Annotated in this window: 19 protein-coding genes; 12 read left to right on the top strand and 7 right to left on the bottom strand. The window is 53.8% G+C overall.

Features of this window, described 5'->3' with window-relative positions; translation table 11 throughout:
• Position 1: 1 nt before the first annotated feature.
• Positions 2-304, bottom strand: coding sequence for a hypothetical protein (locus SIB58_RS03675; protein WP_066908222.1), 303 nt, complete (start codon positions 302-304; stop codon positions 2-4).
• Positions 305-444: 140 nt separating this feature from the next.
• Between SIB58_RS03675 and SIB58_RS03670 the strand changes: the two genes are divergently transcribed.
• Together SIB58_RS03670 and SIB58_RS03665 are read left to right on the top strand one after the other, a co-directional pair.
• Complete coding sequence (locus tag SIB58_RS03670) at positions 445-654, top strand: hypothetical protein (protein WP_066908225.1); 210 nt, start codon at positions 445-447, stop codon at positions 652-654.
• Between the two features lie 127 nt (positions 655-781).
• Positions 782-1,438, top strand: coding sequence for a hypothetical protein (locus SIB58_RS03665; RefSeq protein WP_156487698.1), 657 nt, complete (start codon positions 782-784; stop codon positions 1,436-1,438).
• Positions 1,439-1,487: 49 nt separating this feature from the next.
• Here SIB58_RS03665 and SIB58_RS03660 read toward each other — a convergent pair whose 3' ends face one another.
• Both SIB58_RS03660 and SIB58_RS03655 read right to left on the bottom strand, forming a co-directional pair.
• The gene (locus SIB58_RS03660; RefSeq protein ID WP_066908231.1) at positions 1,488-1,823 is read right to left on the bottom strand and encodes a hypothetical protein; all 336 of its coding nucleotides are present in this window, start codon (positions 1,821-1,823) and stop codon (positions 1,488-1,490) included.
• 1,224 nt (positions 1,824-3,047) lie between these two features.
• On the bottom strand, positions 3,048-3,254 hold the full coding sequence (locus SIB58_RS03655; RefSeq protein ID WP_066908234.1) for a hypothetical protein: 207 nt from the start codon (positions 3,252-3,254) through the stop codon (positions 3,048-3,050).
• Positions 3,255-3,332: 78 nt separating this feature from the next.
• Between SIB58_RS03655 and nth the strand changes: the two genes are divergently transcribed.
• The 7 genes from nth (at position 3,333) to SIB58_RS03620 (ending at position 7,534) form a co-directional block, all read left to right on the top strand.
• Entirely contained in the window at positions 3,333-3,986 is a 654-nt protein-coding gene (nth, locus tag SIB58_RS03650) for an endonuclease III (RefSeq protein ID WP_066908237.1), read from the top strand.
• A complete protein-coding gene (thiD, locus tag SIB58_RS03645; RefSeq protein ID WP_066908240.1) occupies positions 3,986-4,807 on the top strand; it encodes a bifunctional hydroxymethylpyrimidine kinase/phosphomethylpyrimidine kinase in 822 nt (273 codons plus the stop codon). The genes nth and thiD overlap by 1 nt, the downstream gene beginning before the upstream one ends.
• Before the next feature lie 49 nt (positions 4,808-4,856).
• Complete coding sequence (locus SIB58_RS03640) at positions 4,857-5,093, top strand: high light inducible protein (RefSeq protein WP_066908462.1); 237 nt, start codon at positions 4,857-4,859, stop codon at positions 5,091-5,093.
• A 74-nt stretch (positions 5,094-5,167) separates the two neighbouring features.
• A complete protein-coding gene (locus SIB58_RS03635; RefSeq protein ID WP_066908243.1) occupies positions 5,168-5,437 on the top strand; it encodes a hypothetical protein in 270 nt (89 codons plus the stop codon).
• An 81-nt stretch (positions 5,438-5,518) separates the two neighbouring features.
• Positions 5,519-6,061: a hypothetical protein gene (locus SIB58_RS03630; RefSeq protein WP_067326329.1), complete on the top strand. Its 543-nt coding sequence runs from the start codon at positions 5,519-5,521 to the stop codon at positions 6,059-6,061.
• Between the two features lie 4 nt (positions 6,062-6,065).
• Positions 6,066-6,899, top strand: coding sequence for a PfkB family carbohydrate kinase (locus SIB58_RS03625; protein WP_066908250.1), 834 nt, complete (start codon positions 6,066-6,068; stop codon positions 6,897-6,899).
• A gap of 410 nt (positions 6,900-7,309) precedes the next feature.
• The gene (locus tag SIB58_RS03620) at positions 7,310-7,534 is read left to right on the top strand and encodes a hypothetical protein (protein ID WP_066908256.1); all 225 of its coding nucleotides are present in this window, start codon (positions 7,310-7,312) and stop codon (positions 7,532-7,534) included.
• Between the two features lie 23 nt (positions 7,535-7,557).
• On the opposite strand, the gene SIB58_RS03615 is transcribed toward SIB58_RS03620, so the two are convergent.
• Positions 7,558-8,031 (bottom strand): HIT family protein, encoded by a 474-nt coding sequence (locus SIB58_RS03615; RefSeq protein ID WP_066908259.1) that lies wholly within the window; start codon positions 8,029-8,031, stop codon positions 7,558-7,560.
• Positions 8,032-8,138: 107 nt separating this feature from the next.
• Between SIB58_RS03615 and gap the strand changes: the two genes are divergently transcribed.
• Entirely contained in the window at positions 8,139-9,146 is a 1,008-nt protein-coding gene (gap, locus tag SIB58_RS03610; protein ID WP_066908262.1) for a type I glyceraldehyde-3-phosphate dehydrogenase, read from the top strand.
• A 53-nt stretch (positions 9,147-9,199) separates the two neighbouring features.
• On the opposite strand, the gene SIB58_RS03605 is transcribed toward gap, so the two are convergent.
• A complete protein-coding gene (locus tag SIB58_RS03605; protein ID WP_066908265.1) occupies positions 9,200-10,429 on the bottom strand; it encodes a HEAT repeat domain-containing protein in 1,230 nt (409 codons plus the stop codon).
• Between the two features lie 490 nt (positions 10,430-10,919).
• Here SIB58_RS03605 and SIB58_RS03600 point away from each other — a divergent pair, with 490 nt between their 5' ends.
• On the top strand, positions 10,920-11,378 hold the full coding sequence (locus tag SIB58_RS03600) for a Nif11-like leader peptide family natural product precursor (protein WP_231857092.1): 459 nt from the start codon (positions 10,920-10,922) through the stop codon (positions 11,376-11,378).
• A gap of 463 nt (positions 11,379-11,841) precedes the next feature.
• On the opposite strand, the gene psbA is transcribed toward SIB58_RS03600, so the two are convergent.
• Positions 11,842-12,918, bottom strand: coding sequence for a photosystem II q(b) protein (psbA, locus tag SIB58_RS03595; RefSeq protein WP_066908271.1), 1,077 nt, complete (start codon positions 12,916-12,918; stop codon positions 11,842-11,844).
• 197 nt (positions 12,919-13,115) lie between these two features.
• Positions 13,116-14,429: a YcjF family protein gene (locus tag SIB58_RS03590; RefSeq protein WP_067326359.1), complete on the bottom strand. Its 1,314-nt coding sequence runs from the start codon at positions 14,427-14,429 to the stop codon at positions 13,116-13,118.
• Positions 14,430-14,712: 283 nt separating this feature from the next.
• Between SIB58_RS03590 and SIB58_RS03585 the strand changes: the two genes are divergently transcribed.
• Positions 14,713-15,240 carry a hypothetical protein gene (locus SIB58_RS03585; RefSeq protein ID WP_066908274.1) on the top strand — a complete coding sequence of 176 codons (528 nt, stop codon included), beginning with the start codon at positions 14,713-14,715 and terminating at the stop codon, positions 15,238-15,240.
• Positions 15,241-15,242: the final 2 nt, after the last annotated feature.

The raw sequence follows: 15,242 nt of genomic DNA, 5'->3' as shown, positions 1-15,242 counted from the left end.
CTCAGTCACGTCTCAGCCAGGGATCGGCACCCGCGAACCAATCGCCGAGGTCATCAGCATCGGGCCTGTGCTGCTGGTCGGGTTCTGCACTGCCGAGATCAAGACCGTCGAGAAGGCTGTCAAGACCTTCAAAATGGCCCCCTGCAAGTTGTTGTCGCCGAGCACGACGAAGCCAGGAAGAGACCGTGCGATCTCGGTCGGCGAACTTCTGGAGATAAACACGATCCGACAGGCTGACACTGCAACCATTAGCCATTCGCCGGAGGATGGACTGCAGTTTCAGACGGGTGCTGGTGGTGAGCATGGCACTAACACTCCGGACTGGCGACGTTATGGGACGTCATAGCGGCAACGATGACAACGATCAAACCCATTGGCACAGACAGACAAGACAACAGGCAATGGCTACAACCATGTCAGTGATGAACCATTCGAGGAAGGTCAATGAGTGATCCGGAACAGCAAAGGCCGGTTGTGATCCAACAGGGGGGCAACGGAGTCGGCCTTGTTCTTGCCGCATTGATCGTGGGTGGCGCCATCGTCTACGCCGTCAACATCTGGTCCAATACCCAGCAACAGAGGCTCAGAGTGCCCGCAGAAGCAATACAGAAAGGCGTTGAATCGGTCAAGGAAGCGATTAAGCCTGGCTCCTGAGTCGACCTCATCGAGCTACGGCTTGAAACAACACAATTCAACAATGTAGAACGCAATGAAGATAAATGGCTTGAAGGAATCAAGCCGCTTACACACAACATCCAGTCTTCAAATCATCGGTCAACACATGAAGAGCTTTGTTGCCATCGTTCTTTCAATCTCAACCCTGTTAGCAGGCTGCACTGCATCGGATCGGTTTGAAGAAAAAACATTTCTGAACAATGGTCCTTACCAACAAGGGACCATCGGGATCGACAGATCAAAACTACAGACAGTTGTGACATGGTGCAGCCCAACTCTTCTACAAATGGTGGTTTACGACAGTGTTAGAGAAACCTACCCTACGGATTACAAGAGATTGGAAGGGAAAGACCATCCACTACAAATGTCCGTGACTGTTTTCCCACAGGAATTACCGTTCAGCTATGCCACGGAGTACAGCAAACCAACAGATGTCACCAGTATCTGCAGCCCTGCAAGCATTCAGACAACGCTGAGCACTGAAACAGGCAATGCATCAACTCTCAACTTCAATCTGGGACAATCTTTTGAGGTCAGGAGTGACAAGGTGGTGGCAGTGACGGTGGATTGCAATGCTGGCAAAGCTGGCTACTCAGAACATGACCAATACCGTGAGCCAAACTATGGAAAGAAAGGAGGAGTGGCATTAATACCGGCGGGCGAAGCTTCAGACGTCAAGGGAGAATGCAAGGACAATGCTTTCTCCATTCAGATCAATCCAGCAAAGTCGTCAGAAGCTGAGGCGGCGGCTGAGATAAATTAATCCGTCAACAGTGAGCGATAGGCAGAGGAAGATATCCCATCAGCAGAAATCAACGTTCATTAAACGCTTGCAACACCTTATCAAGCACAATGATGTTCCTCATGTGCTGAACCTCAGTCAGACTATTCACTCTCATAAATTCAGCGAGACGGTCCGGAAAGTCAATAATTTCACGACCGGTATCAACAAACTGACGGAATGCTTGCAATAGCTGATCCTTGTTATCCGCCCGTTGAACAGCGCAGCAGCACCAATTGATCGCTGCATGTTCCTGTAGCTGATGTTCTCGAAGCTGGCACCTTAAGGTTTTGATCGTTGCTTTAGTTCTTCTTACATAGAAAGCCCATGCAAGCCCAAGAAACGCCAAAATAATTGTCTGTACCACGCACTCAGGGCGACTAGAGCAAGACTAATCAAGCTGGATTAGCGTGTCAAAACAGACCAACAGTTCAACAAAAAAACCAAACAAACAGAGTCGATCGACCAATCAACGCCTGGAGCACACAAGCAAGATCAGCAGTCCAGCATTAATGGCAAACCAATCAGTTAACAACAGCCATTCAGGCTTACCACAATCAAAACTGTTGTCGTATCAGGCAAGTGATGTGTAAGCTGGAAACAAACTCGGCACAGCAGCGTGAAATATTTACTTCTACTTGGCCTGTTATTTGTGGTCGCAGTTTTAGGAGCTTATATGAATGGTCAAACAGAAACACCCACCGAAAATCAGGACAATGTGAAAGCAATCACTGAGTTGCGAACCACAGCCTAGAAACAACATTGCTTCAGACCCACAAGCCTGTAATCCCCTGAGCCGGCCTTCAAGCTGACAATCTCTGAGCCCTGGACAACGCGTGCTTAAGCTCCCAGAGACGTTGAATCAGATGTTATTGGACGTCGACTTTCTGTCCAGACGAAGCACCGTCAATCACAAGTGACTTTCGATTTGGCTCTTGTTCTTCAGCTGACTCCTGAAAAACAATGTCAATTTCAGCGACCCAGGCAACAATCGCAATCAGGCCGAGAGCGCTGCCGATCCATAAAGCGGTCCGTCGACTCGACATGTGGTTAGAGAACTCGTGCGCCGAGACTAGGACCGAAAGGCATCTTACTGGTGATCAGAAAAAGCCTTGTCGCAGTCTGGTCAGGCGCACCAGAAAAAAGAGCAGGCAGAAGCCTATGGGAGCAAATCAAACCACATAATCAAAACAAAGCAAACAGCAGCTGAGGATAGAGCCGTGGATAAAAATGAAAACAACAGCGTGTCACTCAACCCATGCCGAAGATCGTAGTCTATAGCAGTTGACATGAAGACATCAATGAATCTTCTACTTGAATAGCGACCCGCAAAAAGACGAGCCTGAGCACTCAGTGAGAAATCAATGAATACTTCGATCAATATCATCCAGTAATTCACAAGCGAAATGAATTCAACCTAAATTCAAACGAGGCGATTAATATCTGGTCATCACCATAAAAATCGCGTGCAACCTGGGTGAATCAATTTCGCGCAATAACAAAAGCAAGCAGGAACCAACACCAACTAACCACACAGAACAGATCGCAATTTAACTCTTCTGAATCAACATGAACCCAAACAATCCTGATTTCAGCCACCCTCCATCGATTGTTGATGGCTGTGCTGACGAAAAAGATCACTGGCTTCATCAATTTCAGTGATTTCAGCATTCTTTTCAATTTTGTCGTTATGAGGATGCTGCTGCTGCTCACGCTCCTGTTGCTGCTCTTCCCTGCGAACAGCCCGTGCGTAGGCGTCGCTTGAATCAGAACCGGTTCGGCGCTTTTCAGAGCTCATGAACCCACAGTTCGAACCTCTGCCAATCTCTCATCCCAGGCACGGCGCTGCAATCATGAATGTCGATCCCAGGGCGTGATGAACAAGGGCGAACGGGCCAGAGTGATCCTCGATCGGCTGAATGAGCACTACCCCGAGACGCCGATTCCCCTGGATCACAGCGATGCCTTCACGCTGCTGATCGCCGTTCTGCTCAGTGCCCAGTGCACCGACAAGAAAGTGAACGAAGTCACTCCAGCACTGTTCTCCGCTGGACCAACGCCCGCTGCCATGGCAGCGCTCGACGAGACTGAGATCCACAGCCACATCCGTCAGCTGGGACTTGCGAAAACCAAAGCGCGCAATGTGCACAAACTCGCCCACATCCTGGTGAATGTCCACGGCGGAGCGGTGCCACAGAGTTTTGAAGAGCTTGAAGCGCTACCGGGTGTCGGTCACAAAACCGCCAGCGTGGTGATGGCGCAGGCCTTCGGTGTACCCGCCTTCCCTGTAGACACCCATATTCATCGTCTTGCCCAACGCTGGGGGTTGAGCAAGGGCGACAGCGTTGTGAAAACAGAAGCTGATCTCAAGGCTCTCTTCCCCAGGGAGCACTGGAATCGACTGCACCTGCAGATCATTTTCTACGGCCGCGAGCACTGCACGGCTCGCGGCTGCGATGGCACGGTCTGCAAGCTATGCCGAGAGCTCTATCCCAAACGCCGCAAGCCGGTGATCTGGCGTAAACCCTGATGAAGGCCCATCACATCACTCCACCGATCGCCCTCACCATCGCGGGAAGCGATTCAGGAGGAGGGGCTGGAATCCAGGCTGATCTGCGCGCCTTTATGGCCTTCCGGGTGCATGGCTGCAGCGCTCTCTCATGCGTCACCGCACAAAACACCTGTGGAGTCGACCGGGTTGATCCAATTCCACCCGCAGGCCTGAAAGCACAGCTGCAAGCCATCCAGAACGACCTGGCTGTCGATGCACTGAAAACCGGGATGCTGCTGAATGCCGAACTGATTCAAACCACTGCTGAGCTGTTACGGCACTGGACCATCCCCAAGGTGATCGACCCTGTGATGGTGAGCCGCACCGGTGCAGCACTGCTTGAAGCTGACGCGATCGCGGCGCTTCGCCAAAACCTCCTGCCGCTGGCAACCCTGCTCACCCCGAATCGCCATGAAGCCCGACTGCTCAGCGGCCATGAGCTGAACAACGACAGTGACACCGAGAAAGCGGCCGCCATCATCCACGCCCAGGGCCCTGCGGCGGTTCTGATCAAAAGCGGCAGTGATCGATCCCAGGGTGGCCGTGATCTGCTGTTCAACGGCCAACCCCACTGGCTTGAGGAAGGTACGTGGGTGGACACGCCACATACCCACGGCACAGGCTGCACGCTGTCAGCAGCCGTCACCGCAGGACTGGCTCTTGGCCAGGATCTCGAAGAGGCGATTGCGCGGGCGCGGGAGTACGTCAAACGAGGCCTGAGGCAGGCCCTGGCCATCGGACAGGGCCAGGGACCGATCTGCCACTGGGTGGAAATCAGAGACGTCAAAGAAAGTGATTGAGAACAAAAGTCAATGTGCTGTTACATTGCTCAACATTCGCATCGGTTCCATGAGTCAGCAGCAGGCAACCAACAAGTGGTTTCAGGATTCAGCCGCCCGCGCCATCCATGAACAACAGCTCGAACAGGTGGAACGTTTCAACGGACGTGCCGCCATGTTGGGCATCGTGATTGGCGTCTTGACTGAAGCCATCACAGGTCAGGGAATCGTTCATCAAATCGGACTCGGACCACTCGTTGATGGATACGTCGCCTGCAGCGCCAAATACCTTCCCTTCTGTTTCTGACTCGCGTGCAGACCTGCAAGTCTCAGTCCGGCTGCAGGTCTCACTCCTAGGTTGAAGGCAGTCGACCCAGAGGCATGGCTCGCAAGCGTCGTAAACTGAGCAAGGAGATGGAGGCTGAGATCAAAGCAGCCGAGAAGAAAGTGGAATTTGTCTCGGCGATGATCAGAGACATCCGCGAGGAGGACGTTCAGAACGAGTACGCGGAAGCCTTTGCCCAGGTTCATGCCGCTTGTACCCACTTGGCAGCGCTTTACGTCACCGAGGGGGTGACCGAAGAAAGCGAGGGAACTCTGGCTCTCTACAAAGGCCTTTTGGCGCGCTTCGAAGAGGAATACGAGCTTTGAACTTGAGCCGCAGGTCACAGTGCAACCCATGGCCGAGCCGCGGGAAGCCGGTACAACCGGTGCATCAAGTACATCCAAGCCATGGCAGACCAGGGCCCAAAGACCTCACAAAGCTCGGACCCACGTTGGTTCGTTCTGATGATGGCCAGCCGCTGGCCGCTGGCTGTGGTCATTGCCGCATGGGCCATTGCCGTGGCTGCCATTCAGATTCTTCGCCAACCGATTCCCATTGGCTTGCCACTCAATCAGCCATTTCCCGTGCGGCTCGTCGGTGGCATCACCGTCGACAAACTCTCTGCACCCGTCAGCGTGAAAGGCGAGGAGCCCCTGTCGATCGAAGCTGTCAAGGTGTTACCCGTCAGTGGTGACGTGGGAGTCCCCAAGGGTGTAGCTGTGACTCAACCAGTCAATGTCGAGGGCGGAGTCTCCGTGGATGGTTCCGTCACGGTGGGAGAGGTCACCGCTCCTGTCAGCGTGAATGGCCCCGAGGGAGGACCAGTGCTGGTCGGCACTCCCGACGGGGAACTGCTGAATGTGACCGGAGGAGTGAAAGTGGATTCTGTTGGAGGCAAGATCAACGTGCAGCTGCGCGATGCCGCCAAATCCGTCCTGCCAATCCCCTGACGCAATGCCCACGCCTTTGGACCGCGAGTTGAAATCTCTCAAACTGGCGGTGGTGGGTCATCAGGAATGGGTCACCTTTCTGGAGGTCGATGCACTACCCAGGCCAGGCAGGATCGGCAGAGCTTTCCGGGACCTCGAAGAACCTGCGGGCGCCGGAGCTGTGATCGCAGTCCAGCTGGCACGCCTCACCGGTCAAAGAGTGCTCTTTTTCACAGCACTCGGTCGAGATGCGATCGGCCAACGCAGCGAACAACGCCTCAGGGAGTTAGGCGTTGAACCGGTGGTGGCCTGGCGTGACAAACCCAGTCGCCGCGGAATCAGCCTGATGGACCCCAGCGGTGACCGTGCGATCACAGTGATCGGAGAGCGTTTGATGCCTACGGCTCAAGATGAACTCGGCTGGGAACGACTTGCCGACTGCGACGGCGTCTTCGCATCGGCTACCGACTGCGATGGCCTGCGGCAGGCGCGCCAGGCCAGGGTTCTGAGCGCAACGCCACGGCTGGGCCTCTCGGTACTGCAGCAAGCATCGGTGCAACTGGACGCCCTGATCGGCAGCGGACTTGACCCCGGTGAACAGGTTCCCGAGAACTGTCTCAATCCTGCACCCGCTGTTCGCATCGCCACCGAGGGTGAGGCAGGCGGCCTGATGATTCCCGGCGGACGTTTTGATGCTCTGCAACTGCCAGGCCGGATGGTGGAAACCTATGGATGTGGTGACAGCTTTGCCGCCGGCGTCACCGCAGGACTGAGCGCAGGTTGGAGCACCCATCAGGCCGTTGTGCTGGGAGCGCGCTGCGGTGCTGCCTGTGCAACACGCTTCGGTCCTTACGGCTGAAGCTGATCCGTTCAGTGACAGAAAGAAACAATGGCAAACACACCGCTCTCGATTCGACGCGCTTGAACCGATGCTCTCATTGATGCATCAAGCTGCAATTGAGAACAGCAGAAACAATCATTCAAATGTGATTTGGCAGCGGTAGCGATAGCTCCTGCCTGTCCCAATTCTGATGCAGGATTGCTCCGTGATAGTTGCACCCTGTGGTGCTTTTGACATGAGGTTGTTCAAAGTCACCTCTTCGCTTGTGTGACCGAGTCTGATCAAGGTTTTGGGCTCTGCCTGAACCATGGGAACGCAAGCAAACAACCCCATGAAAAGCTTGATCGAGATCGACTTCCAGAGGATTTTCGACATCACCACAAATCGCTGCTTAGACTCTTGAACAACCAGATCAGCATCCTAAACGGATGAGATTTGACTTCACAAAAGAAGAATTCAACGAATTAGTTGCTGCCGCCAAGGAGGCAGGGATTCGCTGGAAAAAAGCCAGAACATTATGGAAAGTAGGACATCATGCCTATCTCAAGCACAACGAACAGGAGCTAGAAGAAAATATCGAACGATATAAGCAAACTGAAAAAATGCTGATTGATCGCTACAAGACCGTCACTGGCAACGACTGGCATCGGTGAGTCCCGCAACCGCAATGGTTTGATCAACTCAGGAATGCCGGGGCTAAAGCCCTGGCGCGCAGCAACCAGTCATGCACATGCTCAGTGGAAGCTGCAGTGACCTTTCCCGCTTCGATATCGCGATAGAGATCAGCAATCTTCCATGCGCTGGTGCGCGGATCATCACCGCAGCGTGGGATCAGATGCAGATGCAAATGGCGGGCACCCTCTCCAAAGGCAATGGCATAGACCCGATCGCAGCCTGTGACCTCACGGATCAACTGGGAAGCTCGTTGCACAACAGCGCCCCACTGCCGCGCTTCGTCAGGAGCAAAGTTCATCGGACCACCAAAGTGGCGCCGGGAATCCAGCAGACACCAACCGGTCAGCGGAGCAGGACGAGGATGATGTCGCATCAACCAGAGATCACTCCGCCAGACCTCATGGGCCGTCAGCTCAGACTCATCGCCATGCAGGGCACAGATTGCGCAGGAGGCTTGCGGCTCCGGAGAAACCATGGACTTGAGGGAACGACCTGAGCCCACTCTGTCTTCGTCCCAGAAAAGGAGGGGGTTTTCGACTGCAATGGGCTCTATAAATCAGGGAAGAAGAAGGGCTCGCCTTCATGTCCATCCGTATTGGCATCAATGGCTTCGGACGCATCGGGCGTCTCGCCTTCCGACAGGCCATGGCCTGTCCCGACGTGGAGGTGGTTGCCATCAACGACCTGATCGAACTCGACTACCTCGCCTACCTGCTGCGTTACGACTCAACGCATCGCCGGTTCCCAGGTGAAATCAAGGTCGTGGATGGGCACCTGATGGTGAATGGCAGTCACATTCGGGTCTCGGCCGAACGTGACCCTCGCCAGCTGCGTTGGGGTGATGTGGGAGCGGACTACGTGCTGGAGAGCACTGGATTCTTTCTGACCAACGACACCGCCCGCCAACACCTGGAAGCAGGCGCCAAACGCGTGGTGATGAGCGCTCCCTCCAAGGACAACACTCCGATGTTCGTGATGGGAGTGAATCACAACTCCTATGCAGGAGAGGAGATCGTGTCGAATGCCAGCTGCACAACCAACTGCCTGGCACCACTCGCAAAAGTGGTCAATGACCACTACGGCATCGTCAGCGGCCTGATGACCACCGTGCACGCCACCACGGCAACCCAGAAGCCTGTGGACAGCCCCTCTTTGAAGGACTGGCGTGGTGGACGGGGAGCCGGGCAGAGCATTATTCCCAGCTCCACGGGTGCAGCCAAAGCGGTAGGCCGTGTGATTCCAGAACTCAATGGAAAACTCACAGGCATGGCATTCCGAGTACCGACACCGGACGTCTCCGTGGTCGACCTGACCGTGAATCTGGCCAAACCGGCCAGCTACGAAGAGATCAAGAAAACAATGAAAGATGCTTCACAGAATGGTCTCTCCGGCATCCTCGGTTACACCGAAGATCCGATCGTTTCCAACGATCTTCTCGGAGAAAGCTGCACCTCAGTGTTTGATGCAGGAGCGGGAATGGCACTCAACGATCAGTTCATGAAGCTAGTTGCCTGGTACGACAATGAGTGGGCCTATAGCTGCAAATGCATTGACCTGATGCAGCACATGGCCAAACATTCTGCAGATTGATGACTGAATCCCTCAATAGCAGAGCTTTATCAGCAGAATTCAACTAACAAACTTCATGCACTGGCGGCGATGTTTTGCTGTTCACGCAGATGTCCAAGTGCCTGTTGGCAAGACCAACGCAGTGGAGCCCATGGAGCAGAGCTGGAAAGTTCATCCAGTAATTCCATCTGATCAAAAAGCTGTAGTTCAACACAAGCCCAGGCGGCAGCAATTCTTGACTTGGTGTATTGAGGTGTTGTCTCTGCAAGCGCGGAACGAATCAGAGCTCCTTTCTCCTGAATTGAACGCAGTCCAACAATGCAGGTCAGGTAGTAGTGAGTCACATAATCAGACCAGAGCCTCTCCTGCATACTCTCAATTAACTTCAAACATTCATCACGATCTATTCTCATCAGACTCGCTGCAGCACCATATTGCCGTGCTTCATCACGATGACTGAGATTTTGCTCAATCTCGGAGGGATCTTCACCACACTGCCACTCAGATTTGATATCCAATAAAAGGGGATCATCACGTAAAAGCTGCTTTAAAAAAATTTGATGTCTGGCATCAGAGACCGAGTCATTAGCATCAACAATCTGAAAGAAACTTTTAGCCCTGAGGGACATTGAAACAGGTGCACGAATCAAATCCGGAAGAAGAGCTTCAACGCCAGAGTCACCGATATCAATGACAGCGGACCTACGCTTGCCTGCGACAAGATCTGTCAGACATGCCACCAATGGCTTCATCAGATCATGTTCCCCGTAAAGCGAGGCCATGCAGGCCCTGGAAGCACCAGAGATCAAAAGGCTTTCGTCATCGCACAAACCTCCTATGCATTCTTTGGAACGAACGCTTTTGATGCGAAGCCTCGTGAAAAGCTGAATCACTGCACGTGCTTGCGTGACTTCTCCATCCAAGAGGTTGAGAAGATGACTTTCCTCTTCTTCACTTGGTGACCAGCCAATTCTGATCAATGCTGACAAGGAATTAATCACCGCCTCGGTATCAGAGCACCTCAGAACTTCAACCAATGCAGGAATCGCCTTTGCATCCTTCCTTCTACCCAGTGCTTCAACAGCCTTACGTCGAGTGATCCTGTCGAACAATTCGTCAACTTTTAGATCGCTAGTCGCCCTGATCAAAGCGTCCAGAGTTTCATCACAATCACACAGTCCCAATCTTGTAGCCGCAAAATACCGATCAGACGGTCTTTCAACAGAGTCTGTTTTGGCAAACAATAAATGAAGTGCATCAGACTTTGATATCCCCTGAACCAAAACATCGAAACGCTCTGCCATACCCCTGCAGCATTTAACAAAGTAATTTAAACTATCGCCGGACCATTCAAAACCAGAACATTCAAGCAAATGCGTTACAGTTTTTAATTACACTTTGCCGCCAATCAAAACCGATCAAACCAATACCGCTGCCAGAACAATCAGACTTGCCCTAACAACCATACTCAAGCAAACAATATCGCAATCTCAGAAGAACCCTATCTCAAACAAAACAAAAGCGACCTTAAACCATCAGACCCAAAAAACTATTTGGAGCGATGATCAATTAATTCAATAAGATGAGCGTCATGCTTATTGCAGAAGTCAGAAACACACTCGCGCAAAATATGTCCAATAGAAACGCCTTCGGTATAACAGAGAAGTTTTAATTTCTTATGGAGTTCATCGCTGAGCTCAAACGTGACCCGTTTCATATGAAGACAGCTATCTTAATAAGAGCGTAAAACAAAGAAAAGCCCTATTCCATCGATCTTAGATCTTTTAATAAGAAATGGATTCAGAAAGCGATTCAGTTTACAAAGCTCAACAGCCCTCACCCACGGTGCAAGCAAATATTGCAATCACAAGCTTGATAGCAATGAGAGAATCACAAAGCAGTAAATTGATGAAAACATCCAGGAGCCCAATGTCTAAGGCTGCGCTGCATGCTTTTATTGACAGAGCAAGAGAAGACCAGGCATTCCGAGACCAATTAGCTGATCTTGGACCGCAACAAATCATTGATTACGCGGCTCGCAATGGCTTCATGTTCTCCGACGAGATCAAAGGCCGATTCATCAATCGCTGGGCTGGTGTTTATTTTTGTCCTCAGGCCATTGAGGTTGGAACTCTTTGCCCCAAGCTGGTCCCTGACGGCTACAAGAATTTGATCCACTACGCTCAGTCAACCTGTAGCTCTTCAGAACTCAAAGAAGAAGAACATGATTTCAGATCAGGCCAAAAATACTAATCAATACGCCCTGTACCAAAGAAATTGGATTAAAATATTTCAGGCAATTCACCCGCTTAATATTCATCTTAACGCCACATCGTAATGCCATTTAGATTAACAAATGCCCGCTCGCTGATTTGAGCTGTCTAAAATCACACTTACGCTCAAGCATGTCAAAAGCGACGTTAAAAGATCGAAGACAAGGCACAGACCACAGTCAATGTTCCCACAATAACTACTATTTCAAACAACAATCCATACAATTAACATCAGTCAAGTATCCATAAAAAAAGATCACCGACGAGTTAACGGCTAATTCGTTAATCCATTCCATAGATCAAAACAATCTTTGTTCCGCCTGTCACATCAGCAATGATCACTGATTGCCGGTCACTGATCTCACAGCAAGTCAGCAAAAAGCCCCCTCGTGAGAGGGGGCTTTCCGATTCAGCTAAAGCTGAATCTCTTGGAGACTTCAGCCTCAGCCGATGGCGGGAGCTTGCAGAGCCACAGGAGTGGACTCAGCAGCAGCCAGGTCGAGGGGGAAGTTGTGAGCGTTGCGCTCGTGCATCACTTCCATGCCGAGGTTGGCGCGGTTCAGTACATCCGCCCAGGTGTTGATAACACGGCCCTGACCATCGAGGACAGACTGGTTGAAGTTGAAACCGTTCAGGTTGAACGCCATGGTGCTGATGCCCATGGAGGTGAACCAGATGCCGACAACGGGCCAGGCAGCCAGGAAAAAGTGCAGGCTACGGCTGTTGTTGAAGGAGGCGTATTGGAAGATCAGGCGACCGAAGTAACCGTGGGCAGCCACGATGTTGTAGGTCTCTTCCTCTTGGCCGAACTTGTAGCCGTAGTTCAGTGAATCGTTCTCAGTGGTTTCGCGAACCAAGGAGGAGGTCACCAGTGAACCGTGCATGGCGGAGAAAAGTGAACCACCGAAGACGCCAGCCACACCAAGCATGTGGAAGGGGTGCATCAGGATGTTGTGCTCGGCCTGGAACACCAACATGAAGTTGAAGGTGCCGGAGATGCCCAGGGGCATGCCGTCAGAGAAGGAACCCTGACCGAAGGGGTACACCAGGAACACAGCGAAGGCTGCAGACAGCGGTGCGCTGTAGGCAACGCAGATCCAGGGCCGCATGCCGAGGCGGTAGGAGAGTTCCCACTGACGCCCCATGTAGGCGGAGATACCGATCAGGAAGTGGAAGACAACCAGCTGGTAGGGACCGCCGTTGTACAGCCACTCGTCGAGAGAAGCCGCTTCCCAGATGGGATAGAAATGAAGGCCGATGGCGTTCGAGGAGGGCACAACAGCACCGGAGATGATGTTGTTGCCGTAGATCAGGGAGCCGGCGACGGGCTCACGGATGCCGTCGATGTCCACCGCGGGAGCGGCGATGAAGGCGATGATGAAGCAGACGGTGGCTGCAAGCAGACAGGGAATCATCAGCACACCGAACCAACCCACATAAATGCGGTTATTGGTGTCGGTGACCCACTGACAGAAATTTTCCCAACTGCCGCGGCGCCCGCTGCGGATTGCAGTAGCCATGAAAGGAATGAGAACGGATTTGAACCAGGCTTTCCAATAGGTCGGCCAAGATTCGAACCAAGGCTATGGAAATGTCGACTGATGGCCTGGCAATCACATCATTCGAGTCAACTCGCAGCATTGATTCATGACGACTTCATGAAGGCTTCATGAACAAACTTGAAGCAAGTTGAATGAAGAGGCTCGGGTCGTCTGAATCATGCCGTTGTGCAGCTGTTGCGTTCCTCGATCCATTCACGGGCCTGCCGAGCAAATCCAGCAAGGTTGAGGCGCTCCTGCTCTGCAGCACGCGCAACCAGCAGCGGAGCCTGTCGCTTGAGCTCCTCCAGATCGGGCTCAGCGACGCCGGCGTTCAACGCCATCCAGTCGGCCAGGGAAACGCCCACCACCCGGGTCAGGTAAGCAGCGCTCAATCCCTGCATGGCACCTGCGGCGATCCAGCTGGCCCCGTCAAGCTTGGCCAGTCCAAGCAGCGCCTGCCCGCTCAGCTCCACAACACCCTGAGCCAGGGCGGCGCTGCCCAGCTGCCGGGCGACCACCTGCAGCACCTCGGCACTCCAGGGACAGCTCCAGATCGTGGCCATCTCCTTCACCATCAGGCCATTGCCCACGGCAACAGCCAACAGATCAACAGAGGGAACAGGCGAAGCGATGACAACGCCAGCGACAATCCACTGACTGCGCTGCAGCAGCAGGCGGAATCTCTCTCTTCGCAGTGTTTCAAGGTCGGCTTGCCAGCGCCGATGCAGATTGCTGAGCAGTCGTTGACGGGTGCCCTGTCGCACCCGTTCCGAACGCATCAGCTGTTGGCGAACCGGCTGGAGCACACCGCGCAGTTCGATGGCTTGACCGGACCAGGGGAGCAGCCACTGATGCCATCGCTCCGGCAACTGACAGCGCAAAGCCTCCAGATGGTCATCGGCAGATTTGCCGGCTGAGGATCGCAGCAGCAGCCAAACCGGACGATCCGCAGGCAGCTGATCCAACCAGAGCAGGTCAGCAGCTCGCAGAGGCAGGGACAACACATGCAGCAGCACATCCAGCTCCTGAAGGTCGTCAGGCCAGCACCAGGAGGTGGATGTCACCGGCAATGGATTGGCCAGGCAGAGATCGAGAGAGCTCACGCCCACCAAAGCCTGCTGCAACTGATCAGTGGCGGGCAGATCGGATCCCTCAGTCGCCACAACACCGAGAGTGAGCGGCGCATCAAAGCCTTCGATTCGCCGCAGCTCAGTTTCACGGGAGGAGCGCAATCCCTGCAGTCCCAACACCTCCTCAAGCTCCGCGAATTGGTTCAGCACCCGCTCACAGCGCTCGATCCAAGCTTTCAAGGATGTCGGCTCACGGAAACCGGATGGCTTCGGAGGCCTGGACAACCACCACAGGCCAGTAGCAGCAACAGCAATGCCCAGCCCACCACCAGGAATGTGCAGCACATCCGACAGAAGCCACTGACCGGTTCCGATCACGCCCACTGACAGCAGAACACGTCTGATCAAACCGGATGTCATGGTTCCATCACCCAGCGACAGGGAGCGGATCAATTGCACCGGGTACTGCACTGGGATCCTCCAGATCAGGCCTTCTTAGCTCACCTCCAGTGATACAGCCCAGAGAATCCACAGCCTGCAATCGATCAACAACTCGGTTCTGCCTGCCCCACCCGAACCCTGCAAGGGGGGAAGGATCAGGTCTCGATCGCAACAATCTCAGCAAAGCTGTTTGAAACGGTGCGGGTCACTGTCAGAAGCGCGGTGATGCGTCACACTTGCGCCTGACTCCAGGCCCCAGGCCATGACTGATTCCTACAGCGATTCCCGCCATCAGGGCGGACAAGGTGACAACGGCCGCGATGGCCGTCGTGGAGGCCGCGGAGGTCGCGGCCAGGGCAACCGTGAAGGCGGTGGCTTCAGAATCAGACTGAGCGACAACGAAATGCGCTCCGCAAGAGCTCTCCAGGAGGCCTTCAATCTTCGCTCAACCGTTGCCGTTCTTGGCTTCGCAGTGCGCACACTCGGTCAGATGCTCGAGGAGGGGAAGCTGGAGGAGCTGGTGGCTCAGCAACGTGCCCAGGGCAACCAGGGCAGCCGTGGTGGTGGCCGTCGTGATGATGACCGTGGCGGACGCCGTGAGGGCCGTGGAGAGGGAGGTCGCGGTTCCCGACCGGATCCCTTCGCGCGCCCGGCCAAGCCCCAGCCCCCCGCTCCTGAACCGGAGCCTGAAGAGGTTGCCGAAACAGCAGCTCCTGCAGAAGCGGACTCAACTTCTCAACAACCGGCAGGAGATGACGGCGCAAACCAGGACAGCACAGCAGAGGCCTGATT

Source organism: Synechococcus sp. MIT S9504, assembly GCF_047497135.1.
Taxonomy (GTDB): domain Bacteria; phylum Cyanobacteriota; class Cyanobacteriia; order PCC-6307; family Cyanobiaceae; genus Synechococcus_C.
Note: the sequence above shows the minus strand (reverse complement) of the source record. Positions and strands in the feature narration are given on the sequence as shown.

Excerpts from the sequence above, each read along its gene's own strand:
- SIB58_RS03675 (WP_066908222.1), bottom strand. The coding sequence starts at position 304 with ATGCTCACCACCAGCACCCGTCTGAAACTGCAGTCCATCCTCCGGCGA.
- SIB58_RS03670 (WP_066908225.1), top strand. The coding sequence starts at position 445 with ATGAGTGATCCGGAACAGCAAAGGCCGGTTGTGATCCAACAGGGGGGC.
- SIB58_RS03640 (WP_066908462.1), top strand. The coding sequence starts at position 4,857 with ATGAGTCAGCAGCAGGCAACCAACAAGTGGTTTCAGGATTCAGCCGCC.
- psbA (WP_066908271.1), bottom strand. The coding sequence starts at position 12,918 with ATGGCTACTGCAATCCGCAGCGGGCGCCGCGGCAGTTGGGAAAATTTC.
- SIB58_RS03625 (WP_066908250.1), top strand. The coding sequence starts at position 6,066 with ATGCCCACGCCTTTGGACCGCGAGTTGAAATCTCTCAAACTGGCGGTG.
- SIB58_RS03585 (WP_066908274.1), top strand. The coding sequence starts at position 14,713 with ATGACTGATTCCTACAGCGATTCCCGCCATCAGGGCGGACAAGGTGAC.
- thiD (WP_066908240.1), top strand. The coding sequence starts at position 3,986 with ATGAAGGCCCATCACATCACTCCACCGATCGCCCTCACCATCGCGGGA.
- SIB58_RS03635 (WP_066908243.1), top strand. The coding sequence starts at position 5,168 with ATGGCTCGCAAGCGTCGTAAACTGAGCAAGGAGATGGAGGCTGAGATC.
- SIB58_RS03600 (WP_231857092.1), top strand. The coding sequence starts at position 10,920 with ATGGATTCAGAAAGCGATTCAGTTTACAAAGCTCAACAGCCCTCACCC.
- SIB58_RS03590 (WP_067326359.1), bottom strand. The coding sequence starts at position 14,429 with ATGACATCCGGTTTGATCAGACGTGTTCTGCTGTCAGTGGGCGTGATC.
- SIB58_RS03665 (WP_156487698.1), top strand. The coding sequence starts at position 782 with ATGAAGAGCTTTGTTGCCATCGTTCTTTCAATCTCAACCCTGTTAGCA.
- SIB58_RS03620 (WP_066908256.1), top strand. The coding sequence starts at position 7,310 with ATGAGATTTGACTTCACAAAAGAAGAATTCAACGAATTAGTTGCTGCC.
- SIB58_RS03655 (WP_066908234.1), bottom strand. The coding sequence starts at position 3,254 with ATGAGCTCTGAAAAGCGCCGAACCGGTTCTGATTCAAGCGACGCCTAC.
- nth (WP_066908237.1), top strand. The coding sequence starts at position 3,333 with ATGAACAAGGGCGAACGGGCCAGAGTGATCCTCGATCGGCTGAATGAG.
- SIB58_RS03615 (WP_066908259.1), bottom strand. The coding sequence starts at position 8,031 with ATGGTTTCTCCGGAGCCGCAAGCCTCCTGCGCAATCTGTGCCCTGCAT.
- SIB58_RS03605 (WP_066908265.1), bottom strand. The coding sequence starts at position 10,429 with ATGGCAGAGCGTTTCGATGTTTTGGTTCAGGGGATATCAAAGTCTGAT.
- SIB58_RS03630 (WP_067326329.1), top strand. The coding sequence starts at position 5,519 with ATGGCAGACCAGGGCCCAAAGACCTCACAAAGCTCGGACCCACGTTGG.
- gap (WP_066908262.1), top strand. The coding sequence starts at position 8,139 with ATGTCCATCCGTATTGGCATCAATGGCTTCGGACGCATCGGGCGTCTC.